General features: G+C 71.7%; 19 protein-coding genes and 1 pseudogene. 12 read left to right on the top strand and 8 right to left on the bottom strand.

Annotated features, from left to right (window positions below):
* Window positions 1-212: 212 nt before the first annotated feature.
* Both BY998_RS12690 and BY998_RS12685 read left to right on the top strand, forming a co-directional pair.
* A pseudogene (locus BY998_RS12690) lies at window positions 213-1,094 on the top strand (bifunctional enoyl-CoA hydratase/phosphate acetyltransferase); the annotation flags it as partial.
* 102 nt (window positions 1,095-1,196) lie between these two features.
* Entirely contained in the window at window positions 1,197-3,917 is a 2,721-nt protein-coding gene (locus BY998_RS12685) for an HAD-IC family P-type ATPase (RefSeq protein WP_110351973.1), read from the top strand.
* Window positions 3,918-4,008: 91 nt separating this feature from the next.
* Here BY998_RS12685 and BY998_RS12680 read toward each other — a convergent pair whose 3' ends face one another.
* Entirely contained in the window at window positions 4,009-4,407 is a 399-nt protein-coding gene (locus tag BY998_RS12680; protein ID WP_110351972.1) for a GFA family protein, read from the bottom strand.
* A gap of 60 nt (window positions 4,408-4,467) precedes the next feature.
* The gene (locus tag BY998_RS12675; RefSeq protein ID WP_110351971.1) at window positions 4,468-4,932 is read right to left on the bottom strand and encodes a hypothetical protein; all 465 of its coding nucleotides are present in this window, start codon (window positions 4,930-4,932) and stop codon (window positions 4,468-4,470) included.
* 299 nt (window positions 4,933-5,231) lie between these two features.
* Between BY998_RS12675 and BY998_RS12670 the strand changes: the two genes are divergently transcribed.
* A complete protein-coding gene (locus tag BY998_RS12670) occupies window positions 5,232-6,089 on the top strand; it encodes a universal stress protein (protein WP_181425509.1) in 858 nt (285 codons plus the stop codon).
* 52 nt (window positions 6,090-6,141) lie between these two features.
* Here the strand turns inward: BY998_RS12670 and BY998_RS12665 are convergent, their stop codons facing one another.
* From BY998_RS12665 to BY998_RS12655, 3 genes are all read right to left on the bottom strand, one after another.
* Entirely contained in the window at window positions 6,142-6,798 is a 657-nt protein-coding gene (locus tag BY998_RS12665) for a helix-turn-helix domain-containing protein (RefSeq protein WP_110352030.1), read from the bottom strand.
* A 218-nt stretch (window positions 6,799-7,016) separates the two neighbouring features.
* Window positions 7,017-7,625 carry a response regulator FixJ gene (fixJ, locus tag BY998_RS12660; RefSeq protein ID WP_110351970.1) on the bottom strand — a complete coding sequence of 203 codons (609 nt, stop codon included), beginning with the start codon at window positions 7,623-7,625 and terminating at the stop codon, window positions 7,017-7,019.
* Window positions 7,615-9,114: a PAS domain S-box protein gene (locus BY998_RS12655; protein ID WP_110352029.1), complete on the bottom strand. Its 1,500-nt coding sequence runs from the start codon at window positions 9,112-9,114 to the stop codon at window positions 7,615-7,617. Before BY998_RS12655 ends, fixJ begins: the two co-directional genes overlap by 11 nt.
* Before the next feature lie 334 nt (window positions 9,115-9,448).
* Between BY998_RS12655 and BY998_RS12650 the strand changes: the two genes are divergently transcribed.
* Window positions 9,449-10,309, top strand: coding sequence for a universal stress protein (locus tag BY998_RS12650; protein ID WP_110351969.1), 861 nt, complete (start codon window positions 9,449-9,451; stop codon window positions 10,307-10,309).
* A 31-nt stretch (window positions 10,310-10,340) separates the two neighbouring features.
* Here BY998_RS12650 and BY998_RS12645 read toward each other — a convergent pair whose 3' ends face one another.
* Window positions 10,341-10,913 (bottom strand): DNA-binding protein, encoded by a 573-nt coding sequence (locus BY998_RS12645; RefSeq protein WP_110351968.1) that lies wholly within the window; start codon window positions 10,911-10,913, stop codon window positions 10,341-10,343.
* 231 nt (window positions 10,914-11,144) lie between these two features.
* Window positions 11,145-11,375, bottom strand: a complete 231-nt coding sequence (locus tag BY998_RS12640) for a hypothetical protein (protein ID WP_146221775.1) — start codon at window positions 11,373-11,375, stop codon at window positions 11,145-11,147.
* A gap of 12 nt (window positions 11,376-11,387) precedes the next feature.
* Between BY998_RS12640 and BY998_RS12635 the strand changes: the two genes are divergently transcribed.
* From BY998_RS12635 to BY998_RS12625, 3 genes are all read left to right on the top strand, one after another.
* Window positions 11,388-12,371, top strand: a complete 984-nt coding sequence (locus BY998_RS12635; protein WP_110351966.1) for a hypothetical protein — start codon at window positions 11,388-11,390, stop codon at window positions 12,369-12,371.
* Between the two features lie 155 nt (window positions 12,372-12,526).
* Complete coding sequence (locus BY998_RS12630; protein ID WP_110351965.1) at window positions 12,527-12,754, top strand: hypothetical protein; 228 nt, start codon at window positions 12,527-12,529, stop codon at window positions 12,752-12,754.
* A gap of 252 nt (window positions 12,755-13,006) precedes the next feature.
* Window positions 13,007-13,252, top strand: coding sequence for a hypothetical protein (locus BY998_RS12625; RefSeq protein WP_110351964.1), 246 nt, complete (start codon window positions 13,007-13,009; stop codon window positions 13,250-13,252).
* 433 nt (window positions 13,253-13,685) lie between these two features.
* On the opposite strand, the gene BY998_RS12620 is transcribed toward BY998_RS12625, so the two are convergent.
* Entirely contained in the window at window positions 13,686-13,967 is a 282-nt protein-coding gene (locus BY998_RS12620; protein WP_110351963.1) for a hypothetical protein, read from the bottom strand.
* A gap of 538 nt (window positions 13,968-14,505) precedes the next feature.
* Here BY998_RS12620 and BY998_RS12615 point away from each other — a divergent pair.
* The 5 genes from BY998_RS12615 (at window position 14,506) to BY998_RS12595 (ending at window position 20,757) form a co-directional block, all read left to right on the top strand.
* Window positions 14,506-15,822, top strand: a complete 1,317-nt coding sequence (locus BY998_RS12615) for a betaine/proline/choline family ABC transporter ATP-binding protein (RefSeq protein WP_110351962.1) — start codon at window positions 14,506-14,508, stop codon at window positions 15,820-15,822.
* Entirely contained in the window at window positions 15,738-16,589 is an 852-nt protein-coding gene (locus BY998_RS12610; protein WP_110351961.1) for a proline/glycine betaine ABC transporter permease, read from the top strand. Before BY998_RS12615 ends, BY998_RS12610 begins: the two co-directional genes overlap by 85 nt.
* 250 nt (window positions 16,590-16,839) lie before the next feature.
* A complete protein-coding gene (locus BY998_RS12605) occupies window positions 16,840-18,576 on the top strand; it encodes a glycine cleavage T C-terminal barrel domain-containing protein (RefSeq protein WP_245421579.1) in 1,737 nt (578 codons plus the stop codon).
* Entirely contained in the window at window positions 18,569-19,261 is a 693-nt protein-coding gene (locus BY998_RS12600; RefSeq protein WP_110351960.1) for a sarcosine oxidase subunit gamma family protein, read from the top strand. Before BY998_RS12605 ends, BY998_RS12600 begins: the two co-directional genes overlap by 8 nt.
* A gap of 134 nt (window positions 19,262-19,395) precedes the next feature.
* Window positions 19,396-20,757: an L-serine ammonia-lyase gene (locus tag BY998_RS12595; protein ID WP_110351959.1), complete on the top strand. Its 1,362-nt coding sequence runs from the start codon at window positions 19,396-19,398 to the stop codon at window positions 20,755-20,757.
* Window positions 20,758-20,830 lie beyond the last annotated feature (73 nt).

The raw sequence follows: 20,830 nt of genomic DNA, 5'->3' as shown, positions 1-20,830 counted from the left end.
CCTTGATCCACCTCAAGGGTCCGCGCCTTGCCCGGAGCCACAGGCTTCCGAGAGCGATGCCGCCCCGGGGTTGCGGTGGATCAACGCCGCCGCCTCCGGGACAGGACAGCATCGCGGGAGACACGCACCCGGAGCCCGTCATGACCCGGCCCGCCTCCACCGCGCTCGCAGGCATCCGCCGCCCCCTCGTCGGCCTCGTCGCGGAGCGCGGTCAGGGGCTCGACCCGATCCGCATGGCCGTGATCCATCCTTGCGACGCCGTCTCCTTCGTCGGGGCGATCAAGGCCTGGGAGGCGGGCCTGATCGAACCGGTGCTGGTGGGGCCCGAGGGCAAGATCCGGGCGGTGGCGGGATCGGTCGGGGTCGGCCTCGACGGGATCGAGATCGTCGATGCGCCCCACAGCCACGCGGCGGCCGAGGCGGCGGTGGCGCTCGCCGCCGCCTGCGAGGTCGCGGCCCTGATGAAGGGCGCGCTCCATACCGGGGAGGTGATGGCTGCTGCCCTGCGCAAGGGGACGGGCCTGAGGACGGAGCGGCGCATGAGCCACGTCTACGCGCTCGACGTGTCGCATCATCCCCGCCCGCTCTTCGTGACGGATACGGGCGTCAACATCGCGCCCTCGCTCGACGACAAGCGCGACATCGTCCAGAACGCGATCGACCTGTGCCACGCCCTCGGCATGGCCGAGCCCAAGGTCGCGGTCCGCTCCGCCATCGAGACCATCACGCCCCGGATCGCCTCGACCCTCGACGCCGCCGCCCTGTGCAAGATGGCCGAGCGCGGCCAGATCACCGGCGGCATCGTCGACGGGCCGCTCGCCCTCGACAACGCCGTGTCCGGGCTGGCGGCGGCGACCAAGCACATCGTCTCGCCCGTGGCCGGCCAGGCGGACGTGCTCGTCGCCCCCGATCTCGTCTCGGGAAACATGCTGGCCAAGCAGCTGATCTACCTCGCCGGAGCCGACGCCGCCGGTCTGATCCTGGGCGCGCGGGTGCCCATCGTCCTGACCAGCCGGTCCGATGGGGAGGAGGCCCGGGTCCTGTCCTGCGCCATCGCCCAACTCCTCGCGCAACATCGCAGCCGGCTCGCCTGAGGGCGCCCGGCGTCCAGAAGGCTTCGAAAGGGCTTCGCGAGGGCGCCGAGGGGCTTTGATCCGGATCATGGCGCGGCGCGGGGGGCGCTCCATCCTCGCGGCATGAGCCCGTCCTCCCCTCTGCCTCAGCCCCAGTCCTCGCCCCAGCTCTTGCCCGACGCCGACGGCGCCCCGCCCGCGGGCTGGCACGCCCTCGACATCGAGGCCGTGCGCCGCCGGCTGGCCTGCGGTGCGGAGGGCCTCACGAGCGCAGAGGCGGCACGACGCCTGCGCCGCCACGGTCCGAACCGCCTGCCGGAGCCGCCGCGGCGCGGGCTCGGGCGCATCGTGCTGGCCCAGATCGCGAGCCCGCTGATCCTGCTCCTGCTGGCCGCGGCCGTCGTCGCCACCGCGCTCGGCGACCTCAAGGACGCGGCCTTCATCGCGCTGGTGCTCGTCATCAATACGGCCATCGGCACGGCCCAGGAGGCCAGGGCCGAGGCCAGCGCCGCCGCCCTGAAGCGCGCCATCCAGGCCTCCGTGCGCGCCCGGCGGGACGGTGCGGTCCGGCGCATCGACAGCGCCGAACTCGTGCCCGGCGACACCGTGCTGGTGGAGGCGGGCGAGCGCGTCCCGGCCGACCTGCGGCTGGTCTCCGGGGTCGAGGTGCAGGCCGACGAGGCCTCGCTGACCGGCGAATCCCTGCCCGTGGACAAGCGGGCCGGGGCCGTCACGCCGGAGGGGACGGCTCTGGGCGACCGGCTCGGCATGCTGCACGCCGGCACGACGCTGCGGCGCGGGCACGGCGAGGGTCTCGTGGTCGCCACGGGGCGCGACACCGAGATCGGGCGGATCGCCGAGGCCCTGGCGGAGCCGGCCACCCGGCCGCCGCTGATGCGTCGCCTCGACCGGTTCAGCCGGGTTCTGGGGCTGATCACGCTCGGGCTCGTCGGCCTGATGATGGCGATCCAGGTCGCGGCGGGCACGCCCCTGCGCGAGACGTTCTTCGTCGCGGTGGCGCTCGCCGTCTCGGTCATCCCCGAGGGCCTGCCGGTCGCCGTCACCGTCGCCCTCTCCATCGCCAGCCGCCGCATGGCCCGGCGGCACGTCATCGTGCGCCAGCTCCCCGCCGTGGAGGGGCTCGGCGCCTGCACCGTCGTCGCGACCGACAAGACCGGGACCCTGACGCTCAATCGCCTCACCGCCCAGCGCGTCTGGCTGCCGGGCCTGGGCGAGGTCGCCCGCGACGGCGCCGCGTCCCCGGGCGAGGGGCTCGCCGCCCTCGAACGCTCCGCCGTGCTGTGCAACGACGCGACCTTCGACCCCGCCCTGGGCGAGGCGGGCAGGAGCGGCGACAGCGTCGACGTCGCCCTGCTCGAACGCGCCCGCGCCGACGGCCTCGACCCGGCGGCCCTGCGGTCGGCCTGTCCGCGGCTGGCCGAAATCCCATTCGCGGCCGAGCGCCGCTACGCCGCGAGCCTCAACCGGGACGGCGACGGCCTGCGCCTGCACGTGAAGGGGGCCGCCGAAGCCCTGGCGCCCCTCTGCCGCGGCTGCGCCGCTGCCGACACCCTCGCCGCCGCCGAGCGGATGGCGGCGCAGGGCTACAAGGTGCTGGCGATCGCGACCCGGCCGGTGAGCGGACAGGCCCACGCGCACGCCGCCGACCTCGAATCCGAGCTGTCAGACCTGACCCTCCTCGGCCTCGTCGGCTTCATCGATCCGCTCCGGCCCGAGGCGAAGGAGGCGGTGGTGGCCTGCCGCCGGGCGGGCGTGGCCGTGAAGATGGTGACCGGAGACCACGCGGCCACGGCGCTCGCCATCGCCCGGGATCTCGGCATCGCCGGGGCGGAGGGCCGCGCGGTCACCGGCGGGGATCTGCGCGCCGCCGCGGGCGATCCGACCGCGCAGGCGCGGCTTGCCGAGGCCGCCGTGTTCGCCCGGGTCGAGCCGGCGCAGAAGGTGGAGATCGTCGAGCTGCTGCAGGCGGCCGGCCACATCGTGGCCATGACCGGCGACGGGGTCAACGACGCCCCCGCCCTGAAGCGGGCCGATCTCGGCGTCGCCATGGGGCGCGGCGGCACCGACGTGGCCCGCGACGCGGCCGACCTCGTGCTGACCGACGACAACTTCGCCTCCGTGGTGGCCGGCATCGAGGAGGGGCGCGCGGCCTACGCCAACATCCGCAAGGTGATCTACCTGCTCATCAGCACGGGCGCGGCCGAGGTCATGCTGTTCCTGCTCGCGGTGGCGACCGGCCTGCCGGTGCCGCTCACCGCCGTGCAGCTGCTCTGGCTGAACCTCGTCACCAACGGGGGCCAGGACGTGGCGCTGGCCTTCGAGCGGCGCGAGGCCGGGATGCTGGAGCGGCCGCCCCGGCGCCCGGACGAGCCCATCTTCGACCGGCTGATGCTGCGCGAGACGTCGGTCTCGGGGCTCTATACGGGCGCGGTCGCCTACGCCGTCTTCGCCCTTGCGCTGGCGCAGGGCTGGAGCGAGGAGGCGGCCCGCACCGGGCTCCTGTTCCTCATGGTGCTGTTCGAGAACGTGCACGTCTTCAACTGCCGCTCCGAGACGCTCTCCGCGTTCCGGGTGCCCCTGCGCCACAATCGCTGGCTGATCGTGGCCGTGGCGGCGGCGCAGGCCCTCCACATCGCCGCCGCCTACATCCCGGGCCTGCGCGAGGTGCTGCAGATCGAGCCGATCTCGCCGGGCCTGTGGCTGCTGCTGGCCGCCCTCGCCCTCTCGATCCTGCCGGTGATGGAACTCGACAAGGCCCTGCGCGCCCGCGCCGAGCGGCGGGAGCGGCAACGGCGGCGCCCAGTAAGGACCTCCGGCCACTGACGGCCCCGCCCGGCCCGGCCCGGCCGCGGCGGGGCTTCTTTCCTGCCGGCCTTGAGCGCGCTGCCGCCGCTTCCACGGGGTGCTCCCGCCTTCAGCGCCCCGGCGGCCATTCGGGATGGTGCGGTATCGCCTCGTCGTCGACGAGCCAGGGCACCGCGTGCGCGGTCCAGATGTGCCGTTCCGGCCGCTGGCCGGGATCGGCGTCGAGGGTCGCGACCCGCACGAGCACGTGCGGCTGCGCCGGGCGGTCCGCGATGAGGTGTGTTCCGCAGGTCCCGCAGAACCAGCGGATCTTTCCCGGGGAACTCTCGAAGGCCCGCAGGCTGTCGGCCCCTTCGAGCCAGCGGAAATGGGAGCGCAGGACGCCCGCCGTGGTGGCGTAGGCACTCGCATGGGCCTTGCGGCAGGTCACGCAATGACAGTGGGTGATCGGCAGATCGAGCCGGTCGATCGCGTAGTGCACCAGCCCGCACAGGCAGCTTCCGCGCATCCGTCCCTCCCGTCCCGCCATCGGCCCTTCGGCCGTTCCTGTGTCCCGTCCCGCGAAAACTCAGCTCGGCCAGAGCACGATCTCGATGACATCGGGTTCGACGGGTACGCTGTCATCCCGGCTGCCCTGGAATTCCATCCAGCTGACGCGGACCGTGACCGTTTCCGTTTCGACGACGAAGTGGGGCCCGCCGGGCAGCGGGTAGGGCGTCGACGGGCTCGAGAGGGTGAAGCGTCGCGAGGGGAAGCGCGCCTGGATCGTTTCGACCTGCGTCCAGGGCTTCCCGCTCATCGGTTCGGCCGGCGGATGATCCGGCTCGGCATCGTAGAGGGCGATGCGGAGGTGCTGTTGCAGGCAGCCTTCCGTGTAGACCACGAGGCCGGCCGCGGGAGCGACGACGCGGCGCGTCTCCATCTCGGGCGTGATCGTCTCGGGCGCCAGAAAGGCCTCATCCTCACCGTCGATCAGGTAGAACTGCCCGTAATCGGCCTGCCATGCGAAGGTCGCCCAGCCGCGTCGCTCCATCCCAAGCTCCTATGTCCTGAAGGGCCGCTCAGGCCCTTCCATTGCCGGATCGCGGCGCCGCACGTCCTCGTCCGGTCCAGGATGGCCGATTGGCGGATGCGGCGTCCATCGCTTCCGCAGGCCCCTCCAGGCCGACGCTTGCCGCGCGGACCTCAGCACCCGGTCACGGCGTGCGTTCCGCGCCGCGGCGTCGGGCCGGGAGACGCAGCGCCGTTGTCCGGCTTGCGCTGGATCAAGGCGTCCGCGGGCCGCTGCGGCACTCTCCCGGCCGTGGACCGGACATGGGGGGAGAGACGGGAATGACGATGCCTGAGGCCGGCCTTGCGGGAATTCGCGACATCCTCGTGAGCGTCACCGAGGAGGGCCACGACGACGAGCCCCGCAACGCCCTCGCCTACGGGCTCTCCCTCGCGGGCGCGGCCGGCGCCCACCTCACCGTGCAATCCGCCGCCCGCCGCCTGACCGCGGTGGGCGGATCGGGGTGGTGGGTCCTCAACGACATCGTCGCTGCGGAGAACCGGCGCCTGGGCGCCGTGGCGCGGGCGGTGGCCGAGCGGGCCGCCGCGGACGCGGCGCAGGCCGGGGTGACCTGCACCACCGAGGCCCCCGCCCTCTCCCATCCGAATCTCGTGGCGCGGCTCACCGCCCGGGCGCGCCTCGCCGACCTGACCGTGCTGGATGCCGAGCCGCGGGAGGTCGATCTCGACCGCGATCTGATCGAGGGGATCCTGTTCCGCAGCGGGCGCCCCCTCCTCGTGGTCCCGCCGGGCTGCGACGGCTTCGCCGCTCGGCGGATCGTGGTGGCCTGGGACGGCAGCGCCCAGGCGGCCCGGGCCGCCAACGACGCGCTGCCGTTCCTCCGGGCGGCCGAGGCGGTCGAGATCGTCTCCGTGGTCGGGGAGAAGGAGCTCTCGGATTCCGCCGCCGGGGCCGAGTTCGCGCCCCACCTGTCCCGCCACGGCGTGAACGTCTCCGTGAACAACCTGCCGGTCGTGGGCGGCGTCGCGCGGACCCTGCGGGGTCAGGCCGGCCTGTTTCGCGCCGACATGCTGGTGATGGGCGCCTACCGGCATTCGCGCCTGCAGGAATGGCTTCTCGGCGGCGTGACGCAATCGCTCCTGGCGAGCAGCCCGGTGCCGCTCTTCCTCGCCCATTGATGCCGGGCCGCCGGCCGACCGGTCGTCGGCTCGCGCCTGGATCACACGGGAATCACGCCTCGACCAACCGTTGCAGGCGCCCGCGCTGGAGCGTGACCGACCGGGTGCCGGAGCGTAGCAGCGCCCGCTCGCTCTCCAGCTGCGAGACCGTCCGCGAGACGGTCTCGAGGGTAAGCCCGAGATAGTCGGCGATGTCCCGTCGGGTCATCGGCAGGTCGAAGTGGCCGGGCCGGCCAAGGCGGCGGTCGATCTCGAGGAGGAAGGCCGCCACGCGTTCCAGCGCCGAGCGCCGGCCGAGCAGCAGCACGAGATCCTCCGCGAGGCGCAGGCTGTCGGTCGCCACGCCCCAGAGCCGGCAGGCCACATCGACCCGTTGGGCCGCGACGCGCTCGATCTGCCGCCGCTTGAAGATCAGGACCCGGACCTCGCACAGGGCCTCGGCGGTGTGCCGGTGCGTCCGGCCCTGCTCGAACCCGAACAGGTCACCCGGCAGGTGGAAGCCCGTGATCTGCCGGCGCCCGTCGCTGAGCACCCGGTGGGTGCGCACCCCTCCGTCGAGGACCCTGTAGACGAACTCGGCCGCCTCGCCCTCGCCGTGCACCTCCTCCTCGCGCAGATAGGCGAAGGGCGTCCCGGGCAGGTCCGGGCAATCCGCGAAGAGGCAGCCGCCGTGGAGCTCCGCGGCCGGTGCGCGGGGGGCGGCCTTCATCGCCGGGAAGGCCGTCGGACCAATCGCGTCGGGCATCCTTGTCTCCACTCCCGCCGATCGGAGACACCGACCGGACAAGGGCGAACCTGTCGCCCGCCGCCGCCGCCGACAGTCCGGGTGGGCGCGTAAGATAAACTACGTAGGGTTGTTTTTTTAGCGCGCGATCCCGCGGCTTCGCCCCGCCCTGGGCGCCGTGCGGAGTTCCGCCGCCTCCGGTTTCAGACGAGGCCGGCCAGCACCGCCCAGCGCACCAGTTCCTGCAGGCAGCCGGCCTGGGTCTTGGCCATGAGCTTGGCCCGGTAGATCTCGACGGTGCGCGGGCTGATGTCGAGCGCCCGGCCGATCTCCTTGCTGGTGCCGCCCGCGACCAGCTGGTCGAGAACCTGCCGCTCGCGCTCGCTCAGGGTCGCCACCCGGCGCAGGAAGGCCCGCAGGACGGGGTCGGTCGCCGCGACCGGGCCGCCGCGCTCCATCGCGGCGCGCAGTGCCTGCAGCAGCGCGTCGCCGTCGAACGGCTTCTCGATGAAGTCGCAGGCGCCGAGCTTCATCGCCTCCACCGCCAGCGGCACGTCGCCGTGCCCCGTCATCATGATCACGGACAGGGTGTGACCGGCCCTGCGCAGGTGGCGCAGCAGCTCCAGCCCGTCGAGGCCGGGCATGCGGATGTCGGTGAGCACGCAGCCCACGGCGGGCGCCGCGAGCCGGTCCAGCAGGTCCGTACCGGCCTCGTAGAGCGCGACCTCGAAGCCGGAGGTGTCGAGCAGGAAGGCGACGGAATCCCGCATCGCCGGATCGTCCTCCACCACGTGCACGAGATTAGCCGGCATGGAGGCTCGCTCCCTCGCGCGCGGTCGGCAGGGTCAGCCGGAAGGTCGCGCCCCCGGCGCGGTTGCGCTCCACCGTCAGGCGGCCGCCATGCGCCTCGACGATGGACCGGCAGATCGAGAGGCCGACGCCCATCCCGCCGGGCTTGGTCGTGACGAAGGGCTGGAACAGCCGGTCCGCGACCTCCTCGGCGATGCCGGGGCCGGTATCCGACACCGCGATCTCCACGCTCCCCGGGCCGAGGGTCCGCGTCTCGACCGTCAGCTCGCGCCGCGCGCTCTGCAGCATGGCCTCGCGGGCGTTGCGGATCAGGTTGACCAGGACCTGCTGCACCTGCACCCGGTCGGCCAGCACGGCGCTGACCTGCGGGTCCAGGGCGAAGTGCGCGGTGATGCCCTGCTCGCCGGCTCCGACCAGGGCCAGGGCGCTGGCTTCCTCGATCAGCCGCGTGACCGGCTCGATCCGCTTCTCCGTCTCGCCGCGGGAGACGAACTCGCGCAGGCGCCGGATGATCTGCCCGGCCCGCAGCGCCTGCTCCGCGGTCTTGTCGAGCCCCTCCCGCGTCCGGGCGATGGCCTCGGGATCGGGGTCCGCCAGCAGCCGGCGGCAGCCATTGGTGTAGTTGGCGATGGCCCCGAGCGGCTGGTTCAGCTCGTGGGCGAGCGCCGAGGCCATTTCGCCCATCGCGCTGAGGCGCGAGATGTGGACGAGTTCGGATTGCAGCTCCCGCAGCCGGGCCTGGGTCCATTGATGCTGGGTCAGGTCGTTGATGAAGCCGGTGACGAAGACCTGCTCGCCCGAGCGCATCTCGCCGAGCGTGATCTCCACGGGGAAGGTCGAGCCGTCCCGCCGCCGGCCCGTGACGACCCGGGTGGTGCCGATGACGCGCCGCTCTCCCGTGCGCCGGTAGCGCTCGATGTGGCCCGCATGCGCGCCGCGCATCGGCTCGGGCATCAGCACGCTCACGTTGCACCCGGCGATCTCCGCCGCCGGATAGCCGAACAGGCGTTCGGCGGCCGTGCTGAACGAGTGGATGAGCCCGTCCGCATCGGTGACGACCATGGCCTCGGGCACGGTGTCGAGGATCGACTGCATGTGCGCCTCGCGGGCGCGCAGGTCGGCCTCGGCCTTCTTCTGCTCGTCGATGCCGAGGATCACGCCGCTGTGGCGCGCGGGCCGTCCGTCGGGCCCGAGCCGGACCTGCCCGCGCGAGCGCAGCCAGCGGATTCCGCCCTCCGGCCGCACGACGCGGAACTCCACCTCGTAGCCGCCGCCCTCCCCCAGCGCGCGCCCGATCGCGTCGGAGCGGGCCTGGCGGTCATCCGGATGCACCAGGGCCTGGAAGGCGGCGAAGGTGGCGAGGCGCTCGGCGGGCACGCCGAGGAGCCGGCCGCAGGTCGGCGAGAGGGTGACCTGCCCGGTCGGAAGATCGAGCGACCAGATGCAATGTCCCACTTCGTCCAGCGTCTGCCGGAGATCGTCGAGCATCATCTGAGCATCTCCGGCCCGTGCGAGGCCGATCACATCGATGGCGTTCGTCACCGTTTCCAACCCGAGTGAGGGACCAGAGCCTCGACAGGGAAACAATACCACGGGTGGTGCTGTGGGATACGATTACCGCGCGCAAGATGTTCCCTGCCTCTACACGAGGATCGGTCGCGCTTCGCGTGAATCGACGGCCCGCACGGGCGTGGTTTCGCGCGCCGGGCCGCTTCCTGCCTTGCGCCGGAGCCGTCCCTTGCCCTGGAGCCGTCCCTTGCGCTGGATCAAGGCCGGCCGCATGCGTTCGGCCGATCCTCGCATCCGATCAGACCGGAGACGGCCCATGTCCGAGACTGCCCCTTCCCCGCTCGCCACCCTGCGCGACATCCTCGTCGGCAGCACCGTCGAGAGCGGCTACGAGAAGGCTTCGGCGGCCATCGGCTACGGCCTGGGACTGGCCCGGGCGGCCGGCGCCCACCTGACGGTCCAGTCGGCCTCCTGGCGCCTGTCGGGCGACGACGGCTGGCTCGCCGATTTCGACAGCAAGGAGACGACGATCGTCGACCGCCGCCTCGACGCGCTGGCGCGTGCCCTCGCGCAGGATGCGGCCGGGGCGGCGGGGCTGGCGGGAATCGTCTGCACCACGGAGACGCCGAGCCTGTCCTACCCGGAGATCGTGAACCGTCTTGCAGAGCGGGCGCGCCTCTACGACCTCACGATCCTGGATGCGGGGCAGAGCAGCTACGACCTCGACCGCGAGACGATCGAGACGGCCCTGCTGCGCAGCGGGCGCCCGGTCATCGCCGTGCCGCCGCAGCACGCGACCTTCTCGGCGCGGCGGATCGTGCTCGCCTGGGACGGCAGCGCACAGGCGGTGCGGGCGGCCAACGACGCGCTGCCGCTCCTGCGCGCGGCCGAGGCGGTGGAGATCGTGGCGGTCCTCGGCGAGGCGGAGACCGAGGGCGCGATGCCGGGCACCGAATTCGCGCCCCACCTCGCCCGGCACGGCGTCACGGTCAGCGTCGACACGCTGGCGCTCGCGGACAGCGTCGCCGACACCCTGCGCGCCGGGGCCGTCCGGTTCGGGGCCGAACTGATCGTGATGGGCGCCTACCGGCATTCCCGCGTGCGGGAATTCTTCTTCGGCGGCGTCACGCGCTCGCTCCTCAAGAGCAGCCCGGCCCCGCTCTTCCTCTCCCACTGACCGGTCCGACGGCCCGGTCGCGGGGGCAGAGCTACCAGCAGGCCCGCGGCAGGCGCCGCTTCCAGCGCTCGGCCCGGCCCAGCCGCTCGCTGCCCTCGCGATCCATGCGCCGCCGGACGATAGCGGGCGGGGACGTCGGCTCGGGCTCGGGCGCGCGGGGCTCGACGAGCGGCCGTGCGGCGAGCGCCAGTTCGGCGACCTGACGCTTGGCGACGGGCGGCTCGGTGAGCGCCGGCTCGGCGACGGGGGCAATCGGCACCTTGCGGGGTCTGCCGCGGCGGCGCGGGGCCTCTCCGGTCGGGACGGGAGCCGGGACGCGGCGGACGCGCGGCAGAACCTCCGCGTCGACGACGGGCTCCGGCTCCGGTTCCGGCGGGGGCGGAACGAGGAGGTTGGGGAGAACCCGACGCTGCTCCGCGGCGACCTCGGCCCCGGAGGCGGCTCCGGTTTCGGCCGGTTCGAAGGGCGGCCAGGGCATCGCCGCGGCTTGGCCCGCGCGCTTCGAGGAGGCCGACGGCACCTTGGAGGGGATCGAGACGAAGCGGTTCTGTCCCGTCGACTTGGCCTCGACGGTGAACGGCCGCCGAACGCGGTTGCGCAACATACGTGTCCTGATGTTCGAGAGCTTGTGTCGTGCTCCGTGAGCACTCCCAATCTGCACATGCATAATCGCGAACAATTGTCGAGCGGTAAAGCTCGAAGAAGAGACGCGGGAAAAATCTCGCCCCAGGTCGTGGGGCCGTCGATCGAACCTTCGGCGGGCCGGCGGCAGAGCGTTTGCGCAAGCACCTGCAACGTTTCGGTCTCCGATGTCTCGGCCTCGTGTCGCCGCGCCTCAAGCGAGCGGCTCGCCCCCGGTCTCCAGGGCCCGCCGGACGAGGGCGTAGGTCAGGTCGCCCTGAACGAGGCTGTCGGCGATGAAGCGGTCGAAGGCCGCCATCCAGCGCGGCGTCAAGTCGATGAAGGCGTTGCGCGGCCCGGAGCGCACCAGGAAGGCGATCAACGATCCGTCGTTCACCAGCGGCGTCACCGCCTCGAGTTCGGCGGACGGCAACATCGTGCTCAAGGGGGCGAGAACTTGGGTGCGGTCTTCACGGCGATCAACGACGCCAATACCGGCCCTGCGGCCACCGGTGTCAGCGCCGGTGTCGATCCCGACAACGCGGGCAAGATCGAGCTCGCCGGCAAGGTCGACGGCTCCGCCTTCACCGTGCAGTCGAGCAACGCCGTCTCCAGCGGCTTCTCGGGCATCACCCAGCAGATCAACGACAACCAGGGCGCGGCGCAGACCGTGACGGTGAACGGCACCGCGATCGAGATCGCGGCCTCGGCCACGCTCGATCAGGCGATCGCGACCATCAACGCCAAGAGCGCGGCGACCGGCGTGAGCGCGGGCAAGGACACGGCCGGCACCGAGCCGACCTTCACGGGGAGTGCCCACGGCTCCGCCTTCACGATCAAGGGCTCGGAGCACAACACGCTGGGGCTCGCCAGCGCTGAGGCCTCGGTCGCCGGAACCTTCGATCCGGGCCAGACCCCGTTGATCTCGACCCTCGGCTTCCGGGGCGGCGACAGCTTCTCGGTCAACGGCCAGATCGTGAACCTCACGGCGACCGATACGATCGGCTCGCTGGTCCAGAAGGTCGGTGCGGCCGCCAACGGCGCGGTGACGGCGGGCTACGACGCGGCGACCAACAAGTTCAGCTTCACGGCGGCCGATTCGCGGACCGCGGTGCAGCTCGGGGACGGCTCGACCGCCACCGCGAAGGTCGCCAATCTCGGCTTCACCGCGACCGACTTCGCGGCGGGGTCCGGCGCGCCGTCCTCGCAGAGCGCGCTGGCCGGCAAGTCGATCACCGTCCAGGTCGGCAGCGGGGCGGGCATGAACACGGCCACCATCACCTTCGGGACCGCCCCGGGCCAGGTCTCGACGCTGGCCCAGCTCAACGAGGCGCTCGCCCCGGCCAACGCCCAGGCGCTCTCGACCCGCAACTCGCTGGCGATCTCGGCGCTGTCGCTGGCCAACCAGTCGCAGCAGGGCATCCTGCAGCTCCTGCGCTGATCCGCCTCCCTCCCCGGCGGCCGCGACGGGCCGGCTCCTTCCCGGAGCCGGCTCGTTTCCGTTGGATCGCCGCCGCCATGCGCTCCGAACGGGGATGTCGGGGAAACTTCGGGCGGGCCGGCGCCTTACTCCAGAGGACGCCAAGGAGGTTTACGATGGCAGGCACGGAAACGGACAGAGAGGCGATCGGCTCGCAGCCGCCCGGCCGCCCGCTCAGCGAGGGCCGCAAGGAGGGACCCGAGTCCGACGAGCTGCCGGATCTCGGGCCGACCGGACCGGCCTCGGCGGAAGCCGACAAGCCCGGCCCCCATACGGGCGGATATGATCGGCAATCGCCGGACCGGTCGAGCGACAACGCGAAGGGCGGCTACGGCGCGGGCTGAAACGAGGCCCGCGGACGTGCGCCGCCAGGCTGCTGCGGGAACCGGCCGGCGCGTCCCGGAAAAGGCTCCCGCGCCGACGGGGAGCGGGTGCTTCGTACGAGACGCTTGTCCCCAGGCAGGGCCGTCGTGGAAACGGGGGGTAAGTCCCTGCGATGCCGTGCGTCGCATTGCCCTTGTCCACTGCCTGTCCCCATATGGGAACGAAAGGCGAACGAGCGCCTTTACCGATTCGGTCAGGAGGGATGGGCGCAGATGGCACGCTACCGCTTCCACGCGACGAACGGGTACGAGTGCGTGTTCGACGCCCGGGGCAAGGACATCCGGGTTCCCGAGCGCCTGCCGCGGCGGGCGGACGAGGTGGCCCGGGCCGTGATGGACAGCCTCGCCGACCGGGAGGACTGGTCGGACTGGCATGTCAGCGTGCACGACCTCCGGGGACGGCGCGTGCTGGTGCAGCCCTTCATGGCCGAGGCGACCGGCCTCGCCCGGACGGGCTGACCCGCACCGAACCGCCCTCCTCCCGGAGGGAACAGCCCCGGGCTGGATCGGGCGCTGTGGCCCGGCCCCGACCCGGTCGCCCATGCAGCGGGGGCCATTGTCTCCGGCGGCCCCCGGTCCTTCAGCTCAGCGGCTTCCGCTCGATCCGGAGGACCCGCCCGCACCGTCGCCCACCCAGGCAGCGGTGCCCGCCGCCCGCAGGCCGGCGGCAAAGACCAGGGCAAGGTTTCTCGTGACCATCTCCTATCCCGCTTCCTCGCCGCCCCGGTGTCCGGGCGGCTTTGCGTAACGTCGGGCGCGGGGATGGCGTTCAGGGCCGCGCCGGCCTCTCCCTGCCCCACGGGCAAGTTTCGGCCTTCGGCGCAAAGGAAAGGGCCGGGAGCGGCACCACGCTCCCGGCCCTCGCCCGTCCGGTCCGGCCCTCTTGCCGGGCTCAGCGGGCGCCCGCGCCTCCGGCTCCCGCGGCGGGGGCCCCCGGCGCCATGGAGTTGCCGGGCGCCATCGCTCCGCCGGCGCCGGGGCTCGAGGGCTGGGTCGTGACGGTCGAACCGGTGGTCGCCCCGCGCTTCTGCGTGTCGGCGGCCGAGGAGCTGGTGGTCGATCCACCCGTCACGTTCCCGCCCGAGCCGTTGCCCCCTGGTGCACCCTGCGCCCAGGCCGGGCCGGATACCGAAAGGGCGAGGGCCGCGGTCGCGATGATCGTCGTGATACGCATGGCGTCTTCCTTCTTTGCGTTTCCTGTGCGGGTTCAACCCGCTTGATCGGTCAATTGTTCGTTCGGGCCTCGGGAATCGACCGGATCGGCCCCGGCGCGGCTCGATCGGCCAAACGTCGCGTCACGAAACGCTCGCGGCCCCGGTCTCGGCAGGGTAGGAGACCTCCGTGGCCGGGCGTTGCGCCCAGCCCGTGAAGGGCAAGGTCGATCGGTCATCGGCGTCGATGCGCCAAGGCTCCGACAGTCTAAATTCCTATCTTTCTGTTGCGGAGGGCTCGGCGGGCCATGCTCAGCATTCCCTCAGGCCATGCACAATATTGACTCTTTTTGAGCAAATCGTCAGCATTGCTGCGACGCAACATCAATTTCTGATCTTAAAATTCCACCTATGTCGGCTTCCGGGCAGAAAACGTCGCCGCGGGGCAAGCCGCAGGGGCCGCCGCGACTAGCTTTTGATCATCCTGGATAAAGGCATGCAGAGCCGCGGGCGCCGAGCAGCGATTGGCGGAATGCGCTACTCCGAAGAGGTTGGACGCAGATGGGCCGCATTACCTTAGAGGGTGTCAGCAAGATCTTCGGCGCCAACCATGTCGAGGCCGTCGATCTGATTTCTCAAGGAAAGCGCAAGGCCGAGGTGGCCGAGGCCTGCGGTGCCGTCGTCGGATTGTGCAACATCTCCTTCGAAGTCCACGAGGGCGAGATCCTCATCCTCATGGGGCTCTCCGGGTCGGGCAAGTCGACGCTGCTGCGGTGCATGAACCGCCTGGTCGAGCCGACCTGCGGCCGCATCCTCGTCGACGACGTGGACGTGACGCGGCTCGGCCGAAAGGATCTGCTGGCGTTCCGCCAGAAGACCTTCGGCATGGTGTTCCAGCACTTCGCGCTTCTGCCCAACCGCACCATCCTGGCGAATGTGGGCTTCGGCCTGGAGATCAGGAACGTTCCCGCCCGGCAGCGCACCGACTGCGCGATGCAGGCGATCGAGCTCGTCGGGCTGAAAGGCTGGGAGAGCAAGTATCCGCATGAATTGTCCGGCGGCATGCAGCAGCGGGCGGGCCTCGCGCGAGCGCTGGCGGCGGATGCCGACATCCTCCTGATGGACGAGGCCTTCAGCGCCCTCGACCCGCTCATCCGCCGCGACATGCAGGCGGAGCTGCGCGAATTGCAGCGCAAGCTCAAGAAGACCATCGTCTTCGTCTCGCACGACCTCGACGAGGCCGTGGCGCTCGGCGGCCGCATCGTCCTCATGAAGGACGGCGAGGTGGTGCAGATCGGCCAGCCCGAGGAGGTCGTGGCCCGCCCGGCGACCGAGTATGTCCGCCGCTTCGTGGAGCATATCGACCTTGCCGCGGTGATCCGGGCCGAACACGTCGCGGATCGGGCCGCCATCGTCCTGGCGCCGACCCAGACCGTGGCCGAGGCACGGGTCCGGACCGCGCAGGGCGGCGCCGGGGCCTGGCTCGTGGCCGACGGCGACGGCCGCTTCGTCGGCCGCGTCCGCGCCGACAGGCTCGCCGCCGTCCGCCCGGGTGACGCGCTCACCGGCCTGCTCGATCTCGATCCCTGCACCGTGGAGGCGGGAGCCCGTCTCGATGCGGTGCTCGGCCGGATCGCCGCCGAGGACATCGTCGCGGTCGTCGCCCCGGACGGGCGCTTGATCGGCCCGATCACGAGCCGGGACGTCGTGCGTGCCCTGGCCGCGCGTCCGGGCGCGCAGGGGCCGCAGGACGGCCTCCCCTCGTCACAATCCAACCCGGCAGGAGCGGATCGATGGACTGGAACGTCCCCAAATTTCCCCTCGACATGCTCAGTGACGACGCCCTCGACTGGCTCACCGAACATGGCTCTTGGCTGACCCGCGCCGTCAGCCGCACCGTCTCCGACTGGATCGAGACGCTGACCAACGGTCTCGTGGCGGTGCCGCCCTGGCTGGCGATCGCGGTGGCCGCGCTCGTCACCTACAAGATCGGCGGACGCAAGGTCGGGCTCCTGACCCTCGCGGGGCTGCTGTTCCTCTGGAACCTCCGGCTCTGGCAGGCGACGGTCGAGACCCTGGTGCTCGTCATCCTGGCGACGCTGGCGGCGCTGGTGATCGGCATCCCGGTGGGGATCTGGTTCGCCCTGAGCCGGCGGGCCTGGCGGACGTTCTCGCCGGTGCTCGACATGATGCAGACGCTGCCGAGTTTCGTCTACCTGATCCCGGCCCTCCCCTTCTTCGGGCTCGGCGCGGTCTCGGCCTGCTTTGCCACCATCGTCTTCTCCGTGCCGCCTGTGATCCGGCTCACGGCGCTCGGCATCCGCAACGTGCCCTCCGAACTCGTCGAGGCCTCGGACGCCTTCGGCGGCTCGGCGAGCCAGAAGCTGTTCAAGGTCCAGCTGCCGCTGGCGCTGCCGACCATCATGGCGGGCGTGAACCAGACCATGATGCTCGCCCTCTCCATGGTGGTCATCGCCGCGATGATCGGGGCCGGCGGCCTCGGCCGGGCGGTCTGGCAGTCGATCCAGCGCCTGGAGGCCGGCGCCGGGTTCGAGGCGGGCATCGGCATCGTGATCGTGGCGGTCATCCTCGACCGTTCCACGCAGGCGCTCGCCGCCCGCGCCCGCCCGCACGGTGCTTCCTAGATGAACATCCCGGAACGAATGCCTGATTACGATTGCGTACTCTTGATAAAATAATTAACATATGTTGATATATAGGGGTGATTGGCGCTCACATGCGAGCTCGACGCCTCAAGATCGGCCCTCATTGTTGACCGGCCACACCGTGGTCGGGTCGAAGGGCCGAAAGCGCGTCACGGGTCTCATCGTGGCGCCTGTCGGGAGCGACGGCCGGTGCGGCGGCCGTCGCATTCTCCCCTGCGACTGCGTCGGCATGTCCGGCGGCTGGACGCCCGCCGTCCACCTATTCTCGCAGTCCCGCGGCAAGCTCCGCTACGACGACGCCATCGATGCCTTCGTGCCGAACATCTCGGCCCAGGCCGAGCGCTCGGCCGGTGCGGCCCGCGGCGCCTACGACCTCGCGGCCTGCGTCAACGACGGCTTTGCCGCCGGTGCCGCCGCCGCGGGCTCGGACGAACGGCAGGAGGTCAGGGCGACGCCGACGCTGACCGGCTTCCAGCCGGTGCGGATCATGCCGACGGACGCGAACCCGACCAAAGTCCGCGCCTTCGTCGATTACCAGAACGACGTCACCGCCAAGGACATCAAGCTCGCGGTGCGCGAGGGTTTCCAGTCGATCGAGCACGTCAAGCGCTACACCACGACCGGCATGGCGACCGACCAGGGCAAGACCTCGAACATGAACGCGCTCGGCATCGTCGCCGGGCAGCTCGACAAGGCGCTGCCGGCGGTCGGCACCACGACCTTCCGTCCGCCCTACACCCCGGTGACCTTCGGCGCGCTCGTGGGCCCCGCCCGCCACGCCCTGTTCGATCCGATCCGCACCACGCCGATCCACGAATGGGCGCAGGCCCACGGCGCCCTGTTCGAGAACGTCGCCCTGTGGCGGCGCGCCTGGTACTTCCCGAAGGCTGGCGAGGACCTGCACGAAGCGGTCGCCCGCGAGTGCAAGGCGGTGCGCGAGGGCGTCGGCATCTTCGACGCCTCGACGCTGGGCAAGATCGAGATCGTCGGCCGGGATGCGGCCGAGTTCATGAACCGCCTCTACATCAACCCCTGGACCAAGCTCGCCCCCGGGCGCTGCCGCTACGGGCTGATGCTGAAGGAGGACGGCTACATCCTCGATGACGGCGTCGTCGCCCGCGTCTCGGACGAATGCTTCCACGTCACCACGACGACCGGCGGCGCGGCGCGCGTGCTGGCGCATATGGAGGACTACCTCCAGACCGAGTGGCCGGAGCTCGAAGTCTTCCTGACCTCGACCACCGAGCAATGGGCCGTGATCGCGCTCCAGGGCCCGAAGGCCCGCGCCGTGATCGCCCCGCTCGTCGATGGCATCGACCTCTCGCCGGAGGCTTTTCCGCACATGGCGATGCGGACGGGCACGATCTGCGGCGTGCCGACCCGGCTGTTCCGGGTGTCGTTCACCGGTGAGCTCGGCTTCGAGATCAACGTGCCCGCCGACCACGCCCGCGCGGTCTGGGAAGCGGTGTTCGAGGCGGGCCGGGCCCACGGCATCACGCCCTACGGCACCGAGACGATGCACGTGCTACGCGCCGAGAAGGGCTACATCATCGTCGGCCAGGAGACCGACGGCACGGTGACCCCGGACGATGTCGGCATGGCCGGCATGATCCCGAAGGCCAAGGGGGACTTCGTCGGCAAGCGCTCGCTGGCGCGCCCCGACGTGGTGGCCTCGGGCCGCAAGCAGCTCGTCGGCCTCATGACCGATGATCCGGGGCTGGTGCTCGACGAGGGCGCGCAGATCGTCGCCGACACGGCTCAGCCGATCCCGATGCGCATGCTCGGCCACGTCACGTCGAGCTACTGGAGCGCCAATTGCGGCCGCTCCATCGCGCTGGCCCTGGTCGAGGGCGGGCGCGAGCGGATGAACGGCCATCTCCACGTCACCACGCCGGACGGCTTCACCCGCGTCACCGTCTGCGAACCGGTCTTCTTCGACGTCCAGGGGGAGCGCATCAATGCTTGAGACCCGCTACCGCGCCGCCCGTGCCCTGCCGCTCGGCCCCCTGCCCCGCCCCGCCTCCACCGGCTCGGGCGTGTCGGTCCGGCCCGCAGGCGCCGAGGCGCGCTTCTCCCTGCGGGCGCGGCTCGGCACTCGAGCGCTTTCCGACGAAGTGGATACCGGTTCGTCGAAAGAAAGCGCGGCACAACAAAGGCTTAGAGACGCGTCCCGACCCAACGTGGTCGGGCGCAGCTCTAGCGCCGTGCCGAAGCTCGCCGGGCTCGCGCTCGACGCGCCGATCAACACGGTCGGCACAGCCGGCGAGGTCTGGCTCGCCCGGCTCGGGCCCGACGAGTGGCTCGTCGGCGGTTCCGAGGCCGATGCCGACCTGCTCCAGGGCCGCATCCACGAGGCGCTCGCCGGGCTGCCGCACTCCCTGGTCGACGTCTCGCACCGCAATGTCGGCATCGACGTCGCGGGGGCGCAGGCGGCAGCCGTCCTCAATGCCGGCTGCCCGCTCGACCTGTCCGAGGCCGCCTTCCCGCCGGGCCGCGCCACCCGCACCCTGCTCGGCAAGGCCGAGATCGTGCTGATCCGCGCCACCGACGCACCGCTCTACCGCGTCGAGTGCTGGCGCTCCTTCTCGACCTACGTCCACGGCTTCCTCAACGAGGCCGTCTTCGGGGTCGAAGGATCCGCCGCGCATTGATGCGGGCCGGGGGCGAGCCCATCTCGTCGCTGATGGCCCCCGCGCGGCCCCGGCACCCTGTCGTGACGCGCGCCTCCCCCGAACTTGCATTGGCGTGAGGGCGAGGCGCCTTCTTTGAGAGAGCAACGGACCCGATGATCAGCACCTTCGATCTGTTCAAGATCGGGATCGGTCCGTCGAGCTCCCACACCGTCGGGCCGATGGTCGCCGCGCGCCGGTTCCGCGAGACTCTGCTCGCCCGCGGCGGCGTCGCCCGGATCAGCGCCGAGATCTACGGCTCGCTCGCCTGGACCGGGCGCGGCCACGGCACGGATGTGGCGATCCTGCTCGGGCTCATGGGCCACGCGCCCGCCACCATCGATCCCGACCGGACCGCGCCGCTCGCCGACGAACTGCGCCGCACCGGCGATCTCGGCATTCCGGGCGTCCAGTTCGAGCCCGAGCGCGACCTCGTCTTCAACTTCAAGGACATCCTGCCGCTGCACACCAACGGCTTGCGCTTTCGCGCCTACGATGCCGGGGATGCGCTTCTCGAAGATCAGATCTTCTACTCGGTCGGCGGCGGCTTCGTCGTCACCGCGGCGGAGGCCGAGGCGGCGTCCACCGGGGATGCGGGGCAGGAGCCGCCCCCGCTCGCCTTCGGCAGCGGGCGCGAACTCCTCGACCTGACGCTGCGCACCGGGCTGACCATCCCGCAGATCCAGCTCGCCAACGAGTTGACCCTGCGCACGCACGAAGGGATCGACGCCGGCCTCGACGCGATCCGCGACGCGATGTTCGCCTGCATCGAGCGCGGCCTGCGCATGGACGGCGAGTTGCCCGGCGGCCTGCGGGTGCGGCGCCGCGCCAAGCGGCTCTACGAGTCGCTGGAGGCGACCAAGCTCGCCAACAGCCGCCCAGCCCACGAGATCATGGACTGGATCAGCCTCTACGCGCTGGCCGTCAACGAGGAGAACGCCTCGGGCGGCCGTGTGGTGACGGCGCCGACCAACGGCGCGGCCGGCATCGTGCCGGCGGTGCTGCGCTACACCCGCGACTTCTGCCCCGACTGGAGCGACGAGCGCGGGCGCGAGTTCCTGCTCACCGCCGCGGCCATCGGCGGGCTGATCAAGGCGCGCGCCTCGATCTCGGGTGCGGAGGTCGGCTGCCAGGGCGAGGTCGGCTCGGCCGCGGCGATGGCGGCGGCGGGGCTGACCGCCGCGCTCGGCGGCTCGGCCTTCCAGATCGAGAACGCCGCCGAGATCGCGATGGAGCACCATCTCGGCATGACCTGCGACCCGATCGCGGGCCTCGTCCAGGTGCCCTGCATCGAGCGCAACGCCTTCGGCGCCAACAAGGCGGTGGTGGCGGCCTCGCTGTCGCTCCGCGGCGACGGGCAGCACCGGGTGAGCCTCGACGAGGTGATCGAGACCATGCGCCAGACCGGCCACGACATGCAGGCCAAGTACAAGGAAACCTCGCTCGGGGGGCTCGCCGTCAACGTCGCCGCCTGCTGAGGCCCCGCGCCCGGCTGGGAGGACGGCGCGCGGCGTGCCCTGCGGCACCCGTCAACGAGGCTCGCGCGGCCTC

Origin of the sequence: Methylobacterium sp. B4, from assembly GCF_003201865.1 — a bacterium.
In the GTDB taxonomy this organism is placed as follows: domain Bacteria; phylum Pseudomonadota; class Alphaproteobacteria; order Rhizobiales; family Beijerinckiaceae; genus Methylobacterium.
Note: the sequence above shows the minus strand (reverse complement) of the source record. Positions and strands in the feature narration are given on the sequence as shown.